Annotated in this window: 13 protein-coding genes; 3 read left to right on the forward strand and 10 right to left on the reverse strand. The window is 69.9% G+C overall.

Annotation, left to right across the window (positions count from 1 at the left end):
- Positions 1 to 51 precede the first annotated feature (51 nt).
- From UA75_RS28710 to UA75_RS28720, 3 genes are all read left to right on the forward strand, one after another.
- Positions 52 to 882 (forward strand): dienelactone hydrolase family protein, encoded by an 831-nt coding sequence (locus UA75_RS28710; protein WP_075742893.1) that lies wholly within the window; start codon positions 52 to 54, stop codon positions 880 to 882.
- 876 nt (positions 883 to 1,758) lie between these two features.
- Positions 1,759 to 2,235, forward strand: a complete 477-nt coding sequence (locus UA75_RS28715; RefSeq protein ID WP_075742894.1) for a hypothetical protein — start codon at positions 1,759 to 1,761, stop codon at positions 2,233 to 2,235.
- 494 nt (positions 2,236 to 2,729) lie between these two features.
- Positions 2,730 to 3,266 (forward strand): hypothetical protein, encoded by a 537-nt coding sequence (locus UA75_RS28720; RefSeq protein ID WP_157434484.1) that lies wholly within the window; start codon positions 2,730 to 2,732, stop codon positions 3,264 to 3,266.
- Positions 3,267 to 3,500: 234 nt separating this feature from the next.
- Here UA75_RS28720 and UA75_RS28725 read toward each other — a convergent pair whose 3' ends face one another.
- The 10 genes from UA75_RS28725 to UA75_RS28765 all read right to left on the reverse strand — a co-directional run bounded on the left by UA75_RS28725 (position 3,501) and on the right by UA75_RS28765 (position 13,632).
- Positions 3,501 to 4,019 carry a hypothetical protein gene (locus UA75_RS28725; RefSeq protein ID WP_075742896.1) on the reverse strand — a complete coding sequence of 173 codons (519 nt, stop codon included), beginning with the start codon at positions 4,017 to 4,019 and terminating at the stop codon, positions 3,501 to 3,503.
- A gap of 20 nt (positions 4,020 to 4,039) precedes the next feature.
- Positions 4,040 to 6,832, reverse strand: a complete 2,793-nt coding sequence (locus tag UA75_RS28730) for a WXG100 family type VII secretion target (protein ID WP_157434485.1) — start codon at positions 6,830 to 6,832, stop codon at positions 4,040 to 4,042.
- A 30-nt stretch (positions 6,833 to 6,862) separates the two neighbouring features.
- The gene (locus UA75_RS28735; protein ID WP_157434486.1) at positions 6,863 to 7,174 is read right to left on the reverse strand and encodes a hypothetical protein; all 312 of its coding nucleotides are present in this window, start codon (positions 7,172 to 7,174) and stop codon (positions 6,863 to 6,865) included.
- A 217-nt stretch (positions 7,175 to 7,391) separates the two neighbouring features.
- A complete protein-coding gene (gene glmM, locus UA75_RS28740) occupies positions 7,392 to 8,726 on the reverse strand; it encodes a phosphoglucosamine mutase (protein ID WP_075742899.1) in 1,335 nt (444 codons plus the stop codon).
- Positions 8,727 to 8,854: 128 nt separating this feature from the next.
- Positions 8,855 to 9,502: a 30S ribosomal protein S9 gene (gene rpsI, locus UA75_RS34820; RefSeq protein ID WP_157434487.1), complete on the reverse strand. Its 648-nt coding sequence runs from the start codon at positions 9,500 to 9,502 to the stop codon at positions 8,855 to 8,857.
- Positions 9,499 to 9,942, reverse strand: a complete 444-nt coding sequence (gene rplM / locus UA75_RS28750; protein WP_075742900.1) for a 50S ribosomal protein L13 — start codon at positions 9,940 to 9,942, stop codon at positions 9,499 to 9,501. Before rplM ends, rpsI begins: the two co-directional genes overlap by 4 nt.
- Positions 9,943 to 10,299: 357 nt before the next feature.
- Complete coding sequence (locus tag UA75_RS28755) at positions 10,300 to 10,590, reverse strand: WXG100 family type VII secretion target (protein WP_075742901.1); 291 nt, start codon at positions 10,588 to 10,590, stop codon at positions 10,300 to 10,302.
- 102 nt (positions 10,591 to 10,692) lie between these two features.
- The gene (locus UA75_RS28760) at positions 10,693 to 11,010 is read right to left on the reverse strand and encodes a WXG100 family type VII secretion target (protein WP_075742902.1); all 318 of its coding nucleotides are present in this window, start codon (positions 11,008 to 11,010) and stop codon (positions 10,693 to 10,695) included.
- A gap of 156 nt (positions 11,011 to 11,166) precedes the next feature.
- Complete coding sequence (locus UA75_RS33545; protein ID WP_157434488.1) at positions 11,167 to 11,568, reverse strand: hypothetical protein; 402 nt, start codon at positions 11,566 to 11,568, stop codon at positions 11,167 to 11,169.
- 153 nt (positions 11,569 to 11,721) lie between these two features.
- On the reverse strand, positions 11,722 to 13,632 hold the full coding sequence (locus UA75_RS28765) for a type VII secretion-associated protein (RefSeq protein ID WP_075742903.1): 1,911 nt from the start codon (positions 13,630 to 13,632) through the stop codon (positions 11,722 to 11,724).
- Between the last annotated feature and the right edge of the window lie 11 nt (positions 13,633 to 13,643).

Below are 13,643 nucleotides of genomic sequence, written 5' to 3' on the forward strand. Positions count from 1 at the left end.
AAGCCGGGTCAGCGCGGCCCTCGACCGCCTGATCGACTACCGTCGTCGTTCATGGCCGCCCCCGCCAAGAAGCTGCTCGCCGAGCTGAGCAGGCCCGGACCGCATCAGGTGCTCTACGGCGATCTTGCCCTGGTCGGTCTGCCCGGCCTCGTCGTCACGCCACGCCGAGGCCTTGACCTGCCCGCCGTCGCCTTCGGGCACGGCTGGATGCAGCCGCTGCCGAGGTACCGAGCCATGCTCCGACATCTGGCGTCCTGGGGCATCGTGGTCGCCGCCCCGGCCACCCAGCGCGGTCCGCTGCCCTCGCACCGGCTCTTCGCCGCCGACCTGTGCACCGCACTGGACGTGTGCACCGGGGTACGGCTGGGCGACGGTCGGATCAGCATCGACGCCGACCGGCTCGGCGTCGTCGGTCACTCCTTCGGCGGCGGGGCGGCCGTCATCGCCGCCGCAGAAGACTCGCGCATCCGCACGGTGGTGACCATCTCACCGACCGAGTCCCGGCCGTCGGCGATCAGCACGGGCGCCGGCGTCCGCGTGCCCGCGCTGCACCTGGCGGGCGCTGAGGACCGGGTCGCCCCGCCGGAGGCCACCGCTGAGCCGCTCGCCCACGGCTGGGCCGGGCCCGTCCAACTCCGCACGCTGACCAAGGCGGATCACCTCGGCGTCACCGAGGGGCGGCACTGGAGCGAGCTGCTGATGGACGGCCGCGCCTCCCGAGGCCCCCGACGGCTGGCCACCGCGCTGACCACCGCGTTCCTGCTCCGGGTACTCACCGGCAACCGCGACATGGACCCGCTCTTGGAGAACGACGTGCCCGGGGCGCAGCTGGAGTTCAGCAGGCGCAGCCTGCCGGGCGCGAAGCTCGCCGAAGCGAGCTGATCCGCCGCATCGCGCGCCGTCCCGGCCGGTGCCGACGGCACTGCGGCACGCCCCACGGTCGGCGAGGCGGGTCCCGGTCGCACGCTGTGACAGCGTGTATCGCGACGGGCCAGCCTCCTCCGAGGTCGGACGAAAGCGGAGCAGGGCCCCGGCAGGTCGCCGAATCGTCCGCACCCTCGGGTTGCTCATCCATCCGCCCGTTTCGGGCGCCGAGCGCAGCAGCGGCGCAGGGACGGCTCGGCTCGCACGGTCTGTGGATGCGCTCGGGCCCAGCCGCCGTCTCCGATGCATCCGGGCAGCCGCACAGCCGTACGGCAGGCCGCCGCAGGAAGCTCCGAACCGACCGGCGCCGCCGGCGCACCACAGTGGAGCTCCGGACGGCCGACACTGCCGTCCGGAGCTCCAAGACCCGCGCCGCAGCCGACGGTCGTCCGAACCGACGACCACGTTCCAATCCTCGGCGTGCCGGTCCGCCTCACCCAGTCCCGTGTCCGCCCGGACCCGACACCGTGTCCTCGATCCGCCGCCGGACCTCGCTCACACCACGCGATCGATAGCCTTGGCCGATCACGTCTCGCACATCGACGACGCCGAGTTCGGGGGCAGGACATGTCGCTACCACCACAGCACCCGCCGGGGCCGCCTGTGCAGGGGCCGGGAGGCCCCTACGCGGGCGGACCGCCGGGGTTCGCGGGCGGATCGCCGCAGAACGGTCCCCACGGCGGTGTCGCGGGGCCTCCCGGCGGCCCCGGAGGTCCCCGGTTCGGCGGTCCCCGACCGGGCGGCTTCGGGCCGCCGGGAGCGTTCGGGCCGCCGGGCGGCGGGATGCCGCGCCCGGCAGGCAGACCCGCGCCGTCGGGGCCACCGTCGATCGGCATGCTCGTCCTCGGCATCCTGCTCGTCTGTCTGGCGGCGATGCCGTTGGCGATACTCGGCATTCCCGCGATGCTGGAGTGGAATTCCTCGGGCTTCGGACTCTTCGCGCCTGCTCCGCTGAGCGGGATCGCCTGTCTGATCGTGATTCTCGGCGCGGCGCTCATCCACTACGGCCGCCGGATCAGCCAGGTGTTGATCATCGTTCTCGGCGGCGGCTTCTCCGGATTCGTCGCCTTCGTCGGTCTGGTCGGCGATCCCACGTCCATGCCGATCTGGCTGTCCGCAAGCGCGGCAGCGGGTGCCGTCGCGCTGATCGTTCTGCCCCTGGTGCCGCCGCTCTCCCGTGCGGCGCGCAAGACGGCAGGCAGGCCGCCGATGTCCGACCCGACCACCGGGCCGGTCGGATATCCGGGCGGGCCCGGCACCGGACCGGGGCCGATGCCCACCGGACCGCCGCAATCGATGCAGGGTCGATGAACCCGGCTGGTGAGATCAGATGACGAGACGGCAGCAAGGTCCATGACGACCGGCGGGCGGGGCGGGCGCTTCGCACCGCACCGCCGACGTCGCTCCGCGCGGCCGACCGAGACGGCACCCGGCGGCAGACAACTGCCGACCCGCCACCAGCCGGTGGGGGAGGACTCTTCCACGCCCGCGGGCGACAGCCTGAGGCACTCACGTCGACGAGCACAATTCGGGAGCAGGACATGTCACAGCCAGGACCACCCGTCGGGCCGTATCCGCCAGGCGACCACCGGCAGCAAGGACCAGGCTTCGGCGGACCGCCGAGCGGCCCGATGCCGCAGGCTCACACCCCCGGGCCGCCCCCGCAGTTCGGTCCACCTGCCTATGGGATGCCGGGCCCCGGCATGAACGGACCGGCAGGCGGGTTCCCACCCGGACCCCGCCCCCCGCGCCGAGGACCACGTCCGCCCTCGATCGGATCACTGATTCTCGGCATGGTGCTCGTCGTGATCGCTGTGACGCCTGCCCTCATCTTCACCAATTTCCTGATCTTCTTCCCAGTCAACTGGTTCATGAACTCGTACACCATGATGGCGGCGGCCTCGGTCATCCTCCCCCTCCTCGGTGTCGCGTTCATCAGTCTGATCCGGCGCGTCGCTCAGATACTCATCGTCCTCGGCGGCATCGGGATCGGGGTCTTGGTCGGCGTCGTCTTCGGCGGGACCAGCGAGCCGCCGGACACCGGTGACTGGGTGATGGCCGTCTGTCTGGGCCTGGGGGCGCTCGCCCTGTTCGTGTTGCCCTTCGTCCCGCCGCTGAGCTGGGCCGCCACCTACAAGTCGGCACCGTCGCACCTGGGATCGAATGGACCGGCGGGCCCCGGTGGACCGGCAGGCCCCGTCAGCCCCGGTGGACCGGGATGGCAGGGCGGCCCGGGACCGGGGCAGCCGCGGCCGGGCCCCGGTCATCTCGGCGGTCCCGGTCCTGGCATGCCGATGGCACCCCCACCGGGCCCGCAGGCCGGGCCGCCGCCGAGATTTTGAGCCGAGGAGAAGACAGACCGGTCTCTCGAGCCCGGCCCCGTGTCCCCTGGGCGGGTCTCGTCCTTCGGCCGGGCTGACGGCAGCGATCGGAACGGTCAGGCTTCGGCGGCTCGGTCGGCAGGACTCCCCGACCATGCGAAGAGGGGTGTGATCCGCGCACACCCCTCTTCGTCGAGCACGATCCGACACCGTCATCGAACGCCGAGAAAACCGACGAGCCTCCGGATCGGCCTGTTACTGGAGCCAGTTACCCGTCGAGTAATCGTCGTCATCGTCCTCTGCACGACGCCGCGCGGACGCACGGAACGACTCGGGCGCGGGACGGGCGACCGGCGGCGGCTGATGCGGCGGCTCAGCCCTCAACGGCGTGGGCTCGGAAAGAGGACCGGACTGCACGCCTTGATATCCGGCGCCTGCCGCCTCGGCCTCGATGACCCGTTCCATCTCGTCGATCTCCGCAGAGGCGTCGCGCATCTCGTCGGCGTCGTAGTCGACATTGAGGGTCTGTTCCGTGTGTTGCCTGCCGAACGGATCGGCCTGTCGCTTCTCCTTCTCCTTCGCCCACCGTTGCAAAGCACTGATCCGCTTGCCCCAGCGGTCGGTGGTCTTCTTGGTCGCCTCCGCAGCGTCCTTGTTCATCTGTGCGGATTTGTCGCGGTAGTACTCCCGGTTCTCCCGTAAGGAGCGCAGCCGGGAGTCGAACTCAGCGCGAAGTCGGGCAGCCCGTCCTTCCACCGATCCCCTCTCCCTCATTGCCAGTCCTGGCCCTCTGGTCAGTCATCGTCGCCGAGCAGTGCGCGAATCCGGTTGGTGGTCTTCGCGGCCTCGCCCGCGTCGAACAGCTCGCCCTGAACCCGCCACTGACTCGCGCCGCGTTCCTGGTTCTCGCCGCCGCCCTGGCCGCCGCCACCGCCGCCCATGCCGCCGCCCGCCATTCCGCCCATCATGCCGCCACCCGCTGCGCCTTGGCCGCCGCCCGACCCTGCCGCGGCTGCCTGGCCCGGCTGACCGGGCTGGCCGCTGTCTGGCAGCACACCGAAGCCCGCCTGGCCCGCAGGCGGCGCCTGCGGGGTGCTGGTGGAGGGTGCCATGCCGGGGACGTCGCTCGGCGGCCCCCACTGCGCGGCAGCGCCACCGCCCGGCGCGAAGCCCTGCGGCGCCCCCGACGGGCCGGGCATCCCCGGTCCCGAGGAGTGTGCGGCCGCCGCCGAGATGCCGGGCGGGCCGCCGTCCTGACCGCCACCGGGGCTCGGGCCGAAGCCCTCTGGCGGGGTGAAGCCGGGCGGGGTGAAGCCCTGCGGAGGTCCGAATCCGCCCGCGCCCGCAGGCATCGTCTGCGGCGGGCCGAAAGCGCCCTGACCGGCACCCGGCGCCTGCGGCACGTCATTGCCGAACCCGCCGGTTCCGCCGGGGCCGAACTGGGCCTGCTGATTCCCCCCACCGAAGCCCTGGGCGCCGATCGGCTGCGACTGCTCGCCGGTCGGACTCTGCCACGTTCCCTCGAAGCGAGGGCCCTCGCCACCGCCGGGGCGGAAGTCCGGGTTCACCGCGTGGGGCATGGTCTGGAAGCCCGACGGCTGATCCCGCAGGCCGTTGCCGACCCGGTCGGCCAGTGGATCGCCGCTGCCGAACTCGGTGAGGTAGCTGGTGGAGTTGCCCTCGGCGTCCTCCACCGTGATCAGGTGGCCTGGCTGACCTGCCGGAGCAGGCTGCACGCTGATGGTCGAGTCGCCGTCCTGGATGACTGCCCGGCCGTCCGCGTCCGGCTGAATCGGCTGCGGCCCGTCCTCGCCGGGCCGTTCCCAGCCTGCGAGACCATCCGGCCCGCCGGGGACCTGCACCGGAGCCGTCGGACCGCCCGGCATCGTGCTCGGCGCTCCGGGTCCGAACGACGCCTCGTCGGGCATCGTCTGGTACTGCCCGGGGACCGTGCCGGGACCGCCGGGGCCGAAGTCGATCTCGTAGCTCTGCTTCTCGCCGTCCGGGCCGACGATCTCCAGCTCCACCTGACCGTCGTCACCGGGCGGGTTGACGGTGATCTCGTCCTCGCCGTTCTCGATGGTGACCGGGCCGCCGGGCACGTCCGGCTGCACTCGGAAGGGGTCTTCCGGGGTGCCGGTACCGGGCCCGTCCGGGCTCTCAAGGCCGGGCGGGAGGTCGCCGATCTCCGGCATCGGACCGGGGTCCGGGATCTCCGGGGTCTCCGGCGGCGTGGGCAGGCCGCCGGGCGGCAGATCGGGCATCGGGGGCGCACCGCCGCCGCCCGCACCGGAACCGCCGCCGGAACCGCCACCGCCCGCACCAGAGTCGGGCATGCCGCCGCCGGAACCGTTGCCGCCACTACCGTCGCCGCCACTACCGTCGCCGCCGCCTTGGCTGACCGCGTCGAAGATCTCAGGTCCGATGTCGGCCAAGGCGTCATTCAATTGGCCCCAAGCCTCGACAAGCAGCCCGTCCGTGGCGATGCATGCATCGTCGAACTGGGCCTTGTGGCCTTCCATTCGGGGGATCAGCCAGGCATTGAGCCAGCGATTCGCCTCATAGGCAGCCTCGTCCCTCACCGAGTCTGGGACGTTGTTCCCACAGCCTCCGGTGTCGTACTCGACGCCGAGCTGACTGGCAATCGAGGCCAGCTCCTCATCATTGGCCTCCTTGCGGGCGACCTTGATCAAGAGCGCAACCTGATTCGGCGAATACGAGCCACCAAGTTCCGTCGCATCCGGCTCGAAGACCCACATATAATCTGCTTTATAGTAACAGGCCTCTTCCGCCGCCAACGCGGATGACTCGAGAGTGGTGGCCAACTCCTTGAACTTCGCCATGAAAGTGTCGGAATTAGTCAGAAAGTTGTGGATCTGATTCTGCGCCTGGGCGGCTGCCCCCCCGGACCAGACCTGGGCAAGCGCGCTGCCGTGGCCGCGCAGATTCTCGCGAATCGTGTCCAGTGCATCATAGGCACTGTTCAGCCGGTCGACCTCGGCCTGGAGCCTGCCGAAGGCCACCTCGCGCTGTTCGTCATAGCTGCGGCAGATCGCATCGTAGTCGAGCGACGCCCCCGCCCAGTCGTTGTACTGCGGAATGAAGTTGTGGAAGAACTCCAGTCCGACCGCACCTGCGTTGAACATCGGCTCGGAAGTAGCGTCGCCCGACGGGTTGCCGCTGTCGTGCGCATTCGCCGCGCTATCGAGGTGGCCCCGATTCCCCGCCCGTCGTTCGAGGGATTCCTCGATTCCGCGAGCTTCCTCGATGGAATCCATGAGGTCCAGCTCTGCGATGCCCTCGTGCGAGTTATCGTAGTAATCGCCCAGCTTACGGTCTGGTTCAGTCTTGCTGTCCGCCTCACGACCGTGCCGATAGGTCTCGACCGCGTCGGCAGCATCATAGCGGTCGACGTAATCCTGAACATGATCAGGAAGATCGCCGTCGGAGCTCCCCCGGTAGGTACCGGCCCATTCCCCGATGATCTGCGTCTTCAAGTGGTCCGGTATACCCGGATCGTCTAGAATCCGCTGCACTTCCGCATCGGAAATGGACTCGTCGACTTCACTCCTACGATTGTCTGCCATGCTCGTCTCACTCCACCCTCATCAGCACGGTCAGCCCAGCTCCTGCATACGCGCGGCCTCATCGTCTTCAAGTGCCGAATAAGTCCGGTAAGACTGCGTGATGTTCTCCGCGAGCGCACGCGCCTGACGAGCGTATTCTTGAACTGCTTTCACCAGATTGTCATCTACACCGGCAGCATAGCTCTCACCATAAGAATGGTAGTTCTCCCCACCGAAGTCACTCGGGCCGAGCACGCTCTGCGCCAGCGCGGTCGCCTGCTCATCGATCGCCTCGGCCTCTCCCTCGATCTGCCCACCGATAGCCGACATCTCATCCAGGGTCGTCTGGTAATTGTCGCTCACGGGCCCCCCGTCCTCATTCATCACGTCGTCAAGTCAACGAGCGCGTCCACGACTCCGACGCGGCCGTCCGATCTCCGGTTCCCAGGATCGCAGGCGGACGGGCGCTGCGGGGGGACACCTTCCAACTACTTGCTAACGCGAAACTGACATCATCCCCGCCCTCATCCCCGCTGAAGAGGGCACGGGTCGAGGGCGGGCGTCAGTGGAGAACGACGTGTCACCCCACCGAGGAGACGACCTCGACGAGCCTGCGGGCCGTAGCCTCGGCGACGTCCTGGCTGGTCGCCTCGACCATGACCCGGACGATCTGCTCGGTGCCCGAGGGGCGGAGGAGCACGCGGCCGTTCTCCCCCAGCTCGGCCGACGCCTCCGCGACGGCTGCGGCCACCTCCGGTGCCTCGGCCACCGAGGCCTTGTTCGCGACGGTGACGTTGATCAGCACCTGCGGCAGCCTGCGCATCACCGAGGCCAGGTGGGACAGCGGCTTGCCGGTGGAGGCCATCCGGGCCATCAGCCGCAGTGCGGTCAACAGGCCGTCGCCGGTGGTGGCGTGCGAGGGCAGCACGACGTGGCCCGACTGCTCGCCGCCCAGCGAGAAGCCGTTCGCCCGCAGCTCCTCCAGCACGTATCGGTCACCCACGGCGGTGGTCCGCAGGGTGATCCCGTTCTCCCGCATGGCCAGATGCAGCCCCAGGTTGCTCATCACCGTGGCGACGAGGGTGTCCTCGACCAGCTCGCCCGTCTCCCGCAGGGCCAGCGCCAGCACGGCGAGGATCTGGTCGCCGTCGATCAGCTCGCCCGTCTCGTCGACGGCCAGGCAGCGGTCGGCGTCGCCGTCGTGGGCGATGCCCACGTCGGCCTGGTGCCTGCGCACCGCCTCGCGCAGGTGGTCCATGTGCGTGGAGCCGCAGTCGTCGTTGATGTTGCGGCCGTCCGGCTCGGCATGCAGGGCGATGACCTCCGCACCCGCCCGGCGGAACACGTCGGGGGCGACGAAGGACGCGGCGCCGTGCGAGCAGTCCACGACGACCCGCAGGCCGTCGAGCCGCTGCGGGGTGGCGACCAGCAGGTGGTCCGCGTAGCGGCTGTCCGCGTCGGCGACCGGCCGCACCCGGCCGATCGAGGCACCCGTCGGACGGCGCACCGCCTTCCCCAGCCGCGCCGTGATCTCGTCCTCGAGCGCGTCGGGGAGCTTGTGGCCGCCTTCGGCGAAGAGCTTGATGCCGTTGTCCGGCATCGGGTTGTGGGACGCGGAGATCATCACGCCGAAGTCGGCACTCAGCTCGCCGACGAGGTAGGCGACCGCAGGCGTGGGCAGGACCCCGACCAGCAGCACATCGGTGCCCGCGGCGCTGAGGCCTGCGGTGACCGCCGCCTCCAGCATCTCCCCGCTCGCTCTGGGATCACGGCCGACCACCGCGACCGGGCGACGGCTCTCCGAATGCTCGGACAGCACCTCGGCAGCCGCCGAGGCCAGGGACAGTGCGAGTTCCGGGGACAGATCCGCGTTGGCGAGTCCACGCACTCCGTCGGTGCCGAAGAGCCGGGCCATGGTCGAAGAAACCTCCTCATCGCGCCGCGCTGAAGGCGCCGCAGGGAACACAGACGACAACGGGAGCAGCCCTCGCCCTTCGGCGATGACTGCTCCCGCTCACTGCCTGCCCAGAAGCAGGACCCGAATCAGCGCTTGCTGTACTGAGGCGCCTTACGGGCCTTCTTCAGGCCGTACTTCTTACGCTCCTTGGCCCGCGAGTCGCGGGTGAGGAAACCGGCCTTCTTGAGAGCCGGACGGTCGTCGGCGTCGACCTCGATCAGCGCCCTGGCGATGGCGAGCCGCAGCGCGCCTGCCTGGCCGGAGGTGCCGCCGCCGTGCAGGTTGCCGAAGACGTCGAAGGCGTCGACCTTCTCCAGCGTCACCAGCGGCTCCTTGATGAGCTGCTGGTGAACCTTGTTCGGGAAGTACTCCTCGAGCGCCTTGCCGTTGAGCTTGAACTCGCCGGAGCCGGGCACCAGGCGAACCCGGACCACGGCCTCCTTGCGACGGCCCACCGTCTGCACCGGGCCGCTGACGAAGGCCACGGGGGCCTCTTCGTCCTCGAAGAGGTGCTCCTCGTCCGACTCGAACGCCTCGTCGACCGGGGCCTCGCCGTCCTCGGCGACCTCGACGTCGTCAGTGCCCTCGTGGGCCTCGCCCTCGAGGGCCTCGCCCTCCGGAGCCTCGACGGCCTCGGCCTCAACGGCCTCCGGCGTCTCGACGGTCTCGCCCTGGGGGGTCTCGACGGCGTCGTTCACCGTGTTCTCTTCCGAACCATGTTCTGGGGCGGTCACTTCTCCACCTTGCCGATCTCGAACGCCTGCGGCGCCTGCGCCGCGTGGGGGTGCTGGGAGCCTGCGTAGACCTTCAGCTTGCTGGCCATCGCCCGGCCGAGCCGGGTCTTCGGGAGCATGCCCTTGATGGTCTTCTCCAGCAGGCGGTCCGGCTGCTTCTCCAGCGCCTCGCCGAACGTCCTCTTCCGCAGACCGCCGGGGTAGCCGCTGTGGCGGTAGACGAACTTGTTGTCCCGCTTGTTGCCGGTGAGGGCCACCTTCTCGGCGTTGACGATCACGACGAAGTCACCGGTATCGACGTGCGGGGCAAAGCTGGGCTTGTGCTTGCCACGCAGCAGAATCGCTGCCTGGGTGGCGAGCCTGCCGAGCACCACGTCCTCGGCGTCGATCACATGCCAGGCGCGCTTCACCTCGCCAGGCTTCGGGCTGTACGTGCGCACGGATCTACCTCGTCGTCGTTCGCATCGGAATGGATGGGCTCCAGGATGTTACTGCGGCCCCCTCAGTTGGATGCCTCCGCACCGAGGAACGCGCCGGATCAGCTCTCACCGCGCACCGCACAACAAAGAGGGAAGATACCCGCTGCTGCTTCGTCGGGTCAAAACGACCCCTCGAAAAGGGGTCGGAACGGCTCTGCCACGACCACGGCCACGCGTTGGGCGAGCCGCGCGGGGCAGGAAGCCCCGACCGTTCCGATCAGCCCGCCGCCGCACCTCGGCGGCGACGCGCCGACGGCCCCGAGGACCCCCTCATCGGGGACCCGTCAGGGCCGTCGGCGCAGTTCACACCGGGGTGACTCAGGAGAAGCGCGCCGCGTTCGCAGCCTCACCGGCCTGGTAGTTCTCGGCGGCCGCGGCGAGCGCGCTACCGATGGCCGCGATGGCCTCACGAAGCTGCTGAGCGCTCGTGTCCCAGCGGGCCTGGACGTCCTGCCAGTTCGCCTGCGCCTGGCCTTCCCAGCTGGAGACGATCGGCGCGAGGCGGGTCTTCAGGTTGTTCTGGATCTCCTCGGTCTGGTTCCCCGCGTTGGTCACCTCTTCCGAGGCGTTGACGATGGTGGAGAAACTAACCTTGATTGCGCCGCCCATGGTCGTGGGCTCCTTTCAGTGCCGAACTTCGAGATCTGCCGAGTGCAGCCATGCGGAGACCGCATGGGATGTCGCGGAGGGTGACGCGGGCGAACCCGACTGTCACAGGCCTTCGAGGCGGCCGCCGAGGCTGCTGATGTTGCTGGACTCTTCCTCTTCCATCCGGGCGTACTCCTCGGCCGAACCCGCCAGGTTCATGCCGATCTCCTCAAGCACCATGTTGATGCTCTTGCCCGCCTGGTCGGCGGCCTCCATCAGCCGCTCGAACTGCTGGGCGGCAGCACCCTGCCAGAGACCGGCGACGCCGCCCGCCGTGGACTGGAGGCTGGCCAGAACGGCAGTGATCTCCTCGTTCGCGGTGGCCACGTCGCTGGCCGCGGTGACCATCTCGTCGGTGGTAGTGCCGAAAGCGTCAGCCATCTGAGGGCTCCCCATTCATGCTCAAGTCGATGTGTTCCGTGGTGCGACGCAAAGACTGCCAGGTTCGGTTCCGCTTTGTCCGACACTTCGGCGAAGTCGTTGCGCCAGTGAACGCCAATCGTTGCGGCAGTAAACGATCAGCGGGGAAAACGCTGGTCAGCCGAGTATTCGCTGTTGCGAAAAATCGTCGTCATCGTCCTCGCCGTAGGTCTCAAGCCCGGCGGGAGAATGTGCTTTCCGAAACGGCGTCGGTGTTGCGCGGCTCACTTCCTCGGCTTTCTGTGCTTCTGCCAACAATTCTTCGCCGGAGGGAAGTGCCGGAACGGACAGTCCGGCGTCCTGGCGAAACGCCGCCGCAGATGCCCGCAGTTCGTCGGACGTGACGTCGTCTCGGGTCGGCTTCGCCGAGCGTCGGTCCACCTTCTCGGCGAGTTCACGACTGTCGGCGCGGAAGCGGTCACCTTGTTCCCTGGCCCGTACCGCCGCCTGCCTGCCCCGGCTCACCGCACCGGACACCACGCCGCGCAGTCTTGCCACTGCCTCCTGGGCTCCGCTCATCGCTTCAGTCAGCTCCTCGTTCTCCCGCCGCAGACAGTTCACGCCGCACGTGCGACCCGTCCCACGATCTGCGCTCCGGCGATCCGCTGCGGCCTGTCGTCCCGGCCCGTCGAGCACGGCCCGCAGTCTCGTGCCCTGCTTCGTCCGGCCGCCTCACCTGGTGACCGCCAGGCTCGCGACCACCTGTTCACAGGCCTGCGCAACTGCTGTCGCGCCCGCCTCGGTGTGCTGGCAGCCCACGTTCACCTGCACCTCGCCGTCGAAGTACACGTACCAGTCGACCTCGGCCGTGGACAACTGCTGTCGATAGTGGATGACCTCGCGGCCCGCGAACTCCGCGGTCTCGTCCAGACCGGACACCTCGGCGCTGGCCGCATCGTAGTTGCGACGCACCTCGCCCACTGCCCGTTCCCGATCGGCGTCGCTGTCGTAGTCCAACAGCCACTCCTCCACCACGATGAGATCGGTGTCCGGTGTTGAGTCGACGGGGCGGATCTGCACCGAACGGCGCTGCGCGTCCCCGCCGCTCTGTTCCCAGCCCGCCGGGGCGAGGAAGCGGTAGTCGTACTGGGCGATCTCCACGCCCTCCCCGACCGCGTCCCCGTCGACTGTGTCGCCGCCGACCTCACCGCCCGTGAGCGCAGTGCCGGGATCGCCCTTCCGGTCTCCGCTGAGGAACGCGAGCACGGCGACGATCCCGGCCAGCAGAACGACTCCCAGTGTGACCGGCAGTGCCCAACGGCGCAGGGACGTCGCGTCGCCCGGCCCGGCCGAGGCCGCAGGCCGGTTCCGATGATCGGCGGGCGGCGTAGGGCCTACGGACCCCGGTGTCGGCGACAGCCCAGGCGTCGGTAGTGGCTGTGGCACGCCCGGCACGCCCGACACGGACGGCGCCGGTAGTCCCGGCGGCGTCGGAGGGCCGGTCCTGACCACAGGCCCGCCGATGCGCGGTGGGGGGCCCTGCCTTGGTGCGGGCAGCCCGCTGGTGCGTTCCGGGTCGAGTGCGGCGGCCCGCAGCGCGCCCCGCGCCACCACGGTCTCCGGCTGGTCCAGCGTGGTGGGGACGATGCCGATCCGCTCGTGTACCAGCCGCGCGACCAGGGGAATCCGGCTGGAGCCGCCGACGAGGAAGACCCCTGCGAGGTCGCGTGTCCGGAGCCCGGCGTCCTGCGTCGTCGCGGTCACCAGATCGACCGCCCTGGTCACCGCGGGCTGGATCAGTCGTTCCAGGTCGACCCTGGTCACGTGCGCATCCGGGAAGGGGTGCGGCATCGGCACGTCGGTGAAGGTGTGCCGGGATAACGTCTCCTTCGCCCCGCGCACGTCTTGATGCAGCACCCGGCGACGGCGGCGGTCGGCGAGTTCGCGGCCCGCCACGAGCAGCTGCCAGGCGGCCGGGTCGTGCGAGCCGACCTCGATGCCGAGGTGCTCCAGCAGCGCCTGATCGATGTCGGCGCCGCCGTAGTCGGGAATCCCCTTGTTCGCCAGCACCTCGAAGCCCGCGCCCCGGCTGCGCACCACGCTGGCGTCGACCGTCCCGCCGCCGAGATCCAGCACCGCGAGCGGACCGGCCCCCACCGTCGAACCCGCCCTGGTGCCCGCGTGGAACACGGCGGCGGCGGCGGGTTCCTCGATCAGGATGAACTCCCGACCGAGACCGTGCGCGGCCTGTCGCAGGACCCTGGTGCGCATCGCGCCCCAGTCGGCGGGATGGGTCAACACCAACAGGTCGACCGGTGCGCCGTCGGCAAGCCTGCGCGCCTCGGCGACCGCCCTGGTCAACACCTCATGAACCACGTCGAGCACCGCGAGGACGGTGCTGCCCAGCAGCAGCTCCCCCTCGTCGATCCGCCGCTTCGGATGCGGCTCGTAGCGAGACGGGTCGATCCCCGCCTGCCGTTCGGCCTCGCGTCCGACGAACAGCGTCCCGTCCACGGCGGCGAACACCGCGGACGGGACGAGCGGCTGCCCGTCGACCACCACCACCTGCGGTTCCCGGCCGTCGACCGAGAGGACCACGCAGGTACTGGAGGTGCCGAAGTCGACCGCGACGTGCAGGCTCACAAACGTCTCCG

Source organism: Actinoalloteichus sp. GBA129-24, assembly GCF_001941645.1.
Lineage (GTDB): Bacteria > Actinomycetota > Actinomycetes > Mycobacteriales > Pseudonocardiaceae > Actinoalloteichus_A > Actinoalloteichus_A fjordicus.